General features: G+C 47.0%; 5 protein-coding genes. All 5 read right to left on the bottom strand.

The window, feature by feature from the left end; translation table 11 throughout:
* On the bottom strand, positions 1-474 hold a 474-nt coding region (locus tag B1A75_RS11470), incomplete at its 3' end, for a transposase (RefSeq protein ID WP_139761728.1).
* 427 nt (positions 475-901) lie between these two features.
* Entirely contained in the window at positions 902-3,211 is a 2,310-nt protein-coding gene (locus tag B1A75_RS11465; protein WP_079936220.1) for a YhgE/Pip domain-containing protein, read from the bottom strand.
* Between the two features lie 76 nt (positions 3,212-3,287).
* The gene (locus B1A75_RS11460; RefSeq protein ID WP_074043276.1) at positions 3,288-3,857 is read right to left on the bottom strand and encodes a TetR/AcrR family transcriptional regulator; all 570 of its coding nucleotides are present in this window, start codon (positions 3,855-3,857) and stop codon (positions 3,288-3,290) included.
* 385 nt (positions 3,858-4,242) lie between these two features.
* Positions 4,243-5,616, bottom strand: a complete 1,374-nt coding sequence (locus B1A75_RS11455; RefSeq protein WP_079936219.1) for a sensor histidine kinase — start codon at positions 5,614-5,616, stop codon at positions 4,243-4,245.
* Positions 5,597-6,268 carry a response regulator transcription factor gene (locus B1A75_RS11450; RefSeq protein WP_079936218.1) on the bottom strand — a complete coding sequence of 224 codons (672 nt, stop codon included), beginning with the start codon at positions 6,266-6,268 and terminating at the stop codon, positions 5,597-5,599. The genes B1A75_RS11455 and B1A75_RS11450 overlap by 20 nt, the downstream gene beginning before the upstream one ends.
* Between the last annotated feature and the right edge of the window lie 69 nt (positions 6,269-6,337).

Below are 6,337 nucleotides of genomic sequence, written 5' to 3'. Positions count from 1 at the left end.
GAACGCGAACGGAAMCGCTTGCGTGAAGGTGTGCACCATCAGCCAAACGAGCGAACGCCCCCAAACCAAAAGCTGATCTTTATGCGAGTATTGCCAATCACACCCTTGAATGGCGTGTCCAGACCGTGACGAAGGCTTCGTTTTTTGGCAAATCGTATCATCAATTGAAAMAAAAAGGGGTTGATTTTTCCGTTTGGCCAGTCGTTCGACCTGGGAAAGGATCCACTCTTGAAGCTTCCCAAGCAGCCTTTCCTCGTTCCAAGGGCTTTTCGTGAAAAAGTGACTGAGCGTCGTTCGATGATTCGGATGAAAGCCCCAGTGATGAATATCAGTCAATGTTCCCGAGAATCCCTTGGTGGTCAAGGCATCGACGATATGAATGAGATGCTTCAGAACCGGCTTCGAGAAATGCAATGCCAACCCCAATGCGAAGAAAAACTTGTGGATTCCTTGATGATGTGCTAATCTATTCATGAGACATGAACCTCCTTGTGAATGGTTGGTTAGCACATCTATTTTAACCAAGGAGTCCGGTTCATGTCTCCTTTTTTGTTTGGTTGTCAATTTATGTTAGTGAATTTGCTCATCTACAGAATAGAAAAAATCCTTTCTAACAAAGAGTATTCGCTAGAAAGGATGCCATGTTTTTAACGATGCACAAAGGCTCGAATTCTTAACTTGATAGGTGTGGGGAGGCCCAGTTTTTTTGACTAGAGCACTTATTATATTTTCAAATAATAACTACGATAGACCTCTTTGATTTGCACATCCATGAGAGAAAAACTCCTTCACTTTTCTTTGTGCATCAACGATTCATTTGATATCAGAACGAAAAAAATCCTCCCGATTTTCGTTGGAAGGGTGCGAAATGTGAGGTGAAAAATAAAGCTTCTGAAGCATATTATGCCTCAGAAGCTTGTTCGACGGCCGTTGCAAATTGCCGGCGATGTTGCATCGTAAAATACGCCATCGTTCCAACCATCATGGCGACGATAAACAGTAGCAACTTACCGATGTTTTCCCACATAAATGAGAAATCGCCGCTTGAGATGACCGCTTTGAATCCGAAAACAGAATAGGTCATTGGGAGCCATGCGTTAAAATGCTGCAACGAACGCGGAATTAACTCGAGTGGGAACGTTCCGGCGCTTGTTGTTAATTGCAAAATTAATACGACAATCCCAATAAACCGTCCCGGATCCCCGAAGGTTGTGACGAGAAATTGAATGACAGATAAAAAAGTAATGCTTGTGACGACGCTAAACAAGATAAAGAATGGAACACTTTTCACTTGTAAGTCAAGTCCGTAAAGCAATACGCTATCGGCCAGGAGCGCTTGCAAAATACCAACACCAATGAGTACACCAAATTTAGCGAAAAACCAATGAAATGGCGAACGTGGAACCCCCGCTGGTTCGCGAAGCGGGAAGACAATCGAAAGTAAAAGCGCCCCAACAAACAATCCTAACGACAAGAAATATGGTGTAAATCCTGTTCCGTAGTTTGGCACTTCATTCACTTTTTCATTTTTTACTTTCACCGGTTCTGCAAACATGTCGTATACGTCTTCATTTGCTTTTACGTCGCTTGCTTTTTTGGCCCCTTCTTTTAACTTATCCGCTAGTTCTTCCGACCCGTCTGTCAGTCGATTCATACCATCTTGCAAATCCCTTGTTCCACTCGTTAATTCATTCATTCCGCTTGCTAGTTGCTGCGAACCATCGGCCAATTGATGGGCGCCGTCTTGCAGCCGATCAGCTCCTTGAGCAAGCACTTGCAGACCAGAGGTCAGTGTTTGGCCGCCATTCGCGAGTTTGTCAGCTCCTTGTTCCGCTTCTTTCATTTTTTCGTGTAACGTATTCATGCCTGCGACAAGCTTTTCTTGGCCGTTCGCAAGTGCATTTGCGCCATTTACAAGCTGTTGTTGCCCAGAAAGCAATTTGTTTACTCCTTGATCGAGGGCAATATGTCCTTCATGTAGCTGTTTGGCCCCTCCGCTTAACGATGCTGCTCCTGATTGTAATGCTTTGGCTCCATCGTTTAACTGAGCAATGCCATTTTCGATTTGTTTGCTTCCTAATGATAATTTTACAACATTTTCTTTTAGCTGCTCATACACAGCCTTTTGCGTTGGATTTGAGGTTTGAGCAATGAGTGCATCAAGCTGCGCCGCTAACTGTTCAAGCCCACCTGTTACTTGAGTCGCCCCTGTTTGAACTTGAGTCGCCCCTTGTTGCCATTGTGCAAGTGATGTTGCTAGCTTTTCGGCTCCCCCGCTTAATTGTTCCGAACCTTGCAAAAGTTGCGACATGCGGGCATCGAGTGCTTGCATTCCTTCATATACACGTTTTGCACCTGAAGCAAGATTCGCGGTTCCTTCTTGCGCTTGTTTTGCTCCGGCGAGCAGCTGCCCTTGCCCGTCCACCATGTGTTTCATCCCATTGTCAAGCATTTGAACACCTGTTTGAACTTGCGCGGAACCATTGGTTGCTTGATGCAATCCGTCAGTAAAGGCAATGGATTTTTCGGCAAGTGTCGCTAAATGATGATGCAAATCTTTTGCTCCATCCTGCGCTTTTTTCATTCCATCATACAGTTTGTTTGTTCCATTTTTTGCCTCGCCGAGACCATCATGTAATTGTTTTGCCCCATCGCTCGCTTTTGTTAACCCATCTGCTAATGTTTGAATGTTTTCAAACATATTTTCTGCGTACGTTTCCGTTAACGTTTTGGCTACTTCTGTTTTGATTTTTTCAACCGCTGTTCCGCCAATTTGGGCGGATAAAAAGTTAAACCCTTCATTGGGCTTGTAAATAAGTTGAAGTTTTTTCGGATGATCGTCTTGTAACGTCGTCGCATTTTGTGAAAAATCTTCAGGGATTTGAATGAGCATATAGTACCTTTGTTCTTTTAATCCTTTTTCCCCTTCACGTTCGTTTACAAAATGCCAATCAAACTGTTTTTTTTCTTTTAACTTTTCAACAAGATCATCGCCGAGATGAAACTCTTTCCCCTCAAACGTTGTCCCTTTGTCTTTGTTTACCACGGCGACAGGAAGTTCGTCCAAATGATCGTATGGATCCCAAAACGCCCATAAAAACATGCCGCTGTATAGAAGTGGAATAAATAATACAGCCATAATCGGAATAAGCACTTTCCGATTGGATGTGACTGCTTTCAATTCTTGCATCCATAATTGAAATGCGTGCACATGCTTAACCTCCTTTTGTAAAAACGTTGACCAATTTGTCCATTTAGTCATTTTTTCATAAAAAAGAGAAGGTCCATCATGGAGACAATCCTTTTAACAAATATAAATCAAACAGTTCGGCAATCTTTTGTTGAGACAATGGTTCGTGCTCTTTTCCCCAATCAATGTTTAAAGCAATGTACATTTTAAACATTAAAAACGCCATTAACTCCGAATCGCAAGAACGAACTTCACCTTTTGCCATCGCCTCTTCAATTTTCTCACGAATGTAAGCGATCATTTCGCGATCAAGCCGCTTCATCACGTCCCGTACAGCTGGCGTGCCAATATCACGAACTTCTTGTAAAAGTTTTATTGTCAGTTCATGCTCTTTGCGAAACGTAAAGATACGCTGCAAGGCTCGTTGTACGTTTTCATTAAACGGTAAGCGATGATCAATCGCCGCATCCGCCTCGCGCTTAATTTCGGAAATGACGGAAGAAACAATATCCTCAAGCAGCTCTTCTTTGCTTTTGAAAAACGTATAAATGGTTCCTTTCCCGACCTTTGCCATCTTCGCCACTTGATCCATTGTCGTCGCCTTATAACCAAAAAGTGAAAACGACTTGGTTGCTGCATCAATAATTTGTTTCTTTTTATCTGACATGGGCGTTCATCCTTTGTTTTTGACTAAATGGACATTTTGGTCATTTCGTTTTACATCTTAACATAAACAACATATGCTTGCAACAAGTAGAAATGATCAATTCATCTTTAAGGTATGGTAAAATATAAGGTTCAACCGTTCATCTGGTCATGATGAGCAAAAGGTGTCCCGATCCGTTTGGGACACCTTTTGACTTAGAGGAAAGCATGAACGCCTTGTCGGCTGTCGATGACGGTAAGCGCAAAAACTGAGAAGGACGGTGATTTAATAGAAAACGCGGCACAAAAATGCGGGTTCTCAAATAGAGAAAGTTTGCGAACCTTAACCTTTGCATTCCCTCGAAGACCGCTGCATGATGGGAAAACGATGGTTTTTCACCTCCCTTTTAGACAGGCAGACGGACAAGAAATTCCGATCCTTGCCCGAGTTGGCTTTGGACGTGGATCGTGCCGCCATGGGCGTCAACGATCCATTTGGCGATGGACAGGCCGAGGCCGTGGCCGCCTTGTTGGCGCGAGCGCGCTTTGTCGACGCGGTAAAAGCGGTCGAAAATGCGGCCGATGTCCTCGGGAGGGATGCCGATGCCGGTGTCTTTGACGGAAAGGACGAACTGCTTCGGCTCGGTGCGGATCGACAATGTCACTTCTCCGCCTTCCGGAGTGTATTTGATCGCGTTGTCGAGCAAAATGTACAACAGCTGCGTCAATTTGTCCGGGTCGGCGGTGACAATCGCCTGCTCTGGGGCGTGAAAATGCATCGTGATCTGCTTTTTCGCCGCGAGTTCCGACACGAGCTGAAACGTGCGCTCAGCGTGCGGGCGGAAATCAAATGTTTGTTTCGCCAGCTCCAAAGAGGCGTGCTTCGCATCAGCGCGGGCGAGCGTCAACAGGTCGTTCATCAGTTTCGTGATCCGCTTCAATTCTTCACGCAGGCGGTCGAGCAAACGGCGGGCGAAGTCGTTTTTCATCACATCATCTTCCAGCGCAAGCGCCTCCACGGACGAGAAGACGACGCTCAGCGGCGTCCGCAGTTCGTGCGAGGCGTCGGCGACGAACTGGCGCTGCCGCTCGTATGCTTCTTCAATCGGGATGAGCGCTCGCTTGGACATAAAGTAGCTAAGCGCCATCCCGCCGGCGAGAAACAGAACGGCCAGGCCGATGAGCACAATGAGCAGCCAATGGAACACCCCGAAAAACGACGTGACGTCCATCCCGATATAAAGCATGCCGGCAAAATCCCCATGAATGATAAGCGGATGGGCAACAGCGAGCACCCGCCAGTCGCGAGCGGCGGCGCGGGCGAGGCCTGGCATATGCTCGGGCAGCGACACGGTCACATACACAGGGGTGCGCTCGCCTGTGTCCATACGGGACAAGACGTTCAAAAAATACGGGCGCAGGCGCGGATGAATTTCATCCCCGGCGAGCAGGTCGCCGTTTGGGCCGATCACGTAAAAGAAAAGTTGATCTTCACTAAGTAGGACGACGCTTTCATCATTAAACAAGTCAAAATCGCTCTGCTTCAGTAAAAACTGCTCGATCGTATTCGCCTCTTGCTCGGCGAGGCGGGTGATGCGCCGCTCTTGATCGGACGTGGTGATCCAGTAAAACAGTGCAGCGGCGATCATGATAAACAAGGCGAGAAACAAGGTGAAAATGCCGCTATAGAGCGCCGTCAGCCGCCAATGGGCGCGGCGGAACAAGTCGGCGCTTCCTAAGCGGCGCAGCCAGTCGCGCCATTCATTCCATCGATTTATCAATTTTATATCCCACCCCGCGCACCGTTTGAATGACATCGTCTTTCAACTTTTTGCGCAATAGTTTGATCGTTGCATCGATCGTTTTCATCGACACATCCGCATCCCAGCCCCAGACGCGGTCCAAAATCGTCTCCCGCGGAACGACTTGGCCTTGGTTTTGCACGAGCAGGTCAAGGAGCTGAAACTCGCGCGGGGTGAGGAAAATTTCTTCATCGCCGCGGTGCAGCGTATGGCTTGTCCGGTTCAATGTGAAGCCGTGAAACGTCACTTTTTCCTCTTGGAGCGGGACGAACGTGCGCCGTGCGCGCGCTTTTAAGCGCGCGACGAGTTCATCGATTTCAAACGGCTTGATCAAATAGTCATCCGCCCCGGCTTCAAGCCCGGTGACGCGGTCTTGCACAGCGTCTTTCGCCGTCAACATCAAAATCGCGCCCGTATAGCCGTTTTGCCTCAACCGCCGACAAATGTCCACCCCATCGCCGTTTGGAAGCATCCAATCGAGCACGACGACGTCGTAAAACTCCGCCATCGCGTAATCGTATGCGTCTTCGCCCTCTTGAACCCAATCGATATGGTCGATTCCTTTCTTTTTTAATAAATGCACAATCAATTCCCCTAAATGGAGATCATCTTCCGCAAGCAAAATTTTCATCGCCTTTCCTCCCGTTCCAGCTTCCTTGTTTTTATCATACCAAACATCCGTGAAAAAACGGTGAAAAAG

Source organism: Geobacillus sp. LEMMY01 (assembly GCF_002042905.1).
In the GTDB taxonomy this organism is placed as follows: domain Bacteria; phylum Bacillota; class Bacilli; order Bacillales; family Anoxybacillaceae; genus Geobacillus; species Geobacillus proteiniphilus.
Note: the sequence above shows the minus strand (reverse complement) of the source record. Positions and strands in the feature narration are given on the sequence as shown.

Excerpts from the sequence above, each read along its gene's own strand:
- B1A75_RS11450 (WP_079936218.1), bottom strand. The coding sequence starts at position 6,268 with ATGAAAATTTTGCTTGCGGAAGATGATCTCCATTTAGGGGAATTGATT.
- B1A75_RS11460 (WP_074043276.1), bottom strand. The coding sequence starts at position 3,857 with ATGTCAGATAAAAAGAAACAAATTATTGATGCAGCAACCAAGTCGTTT.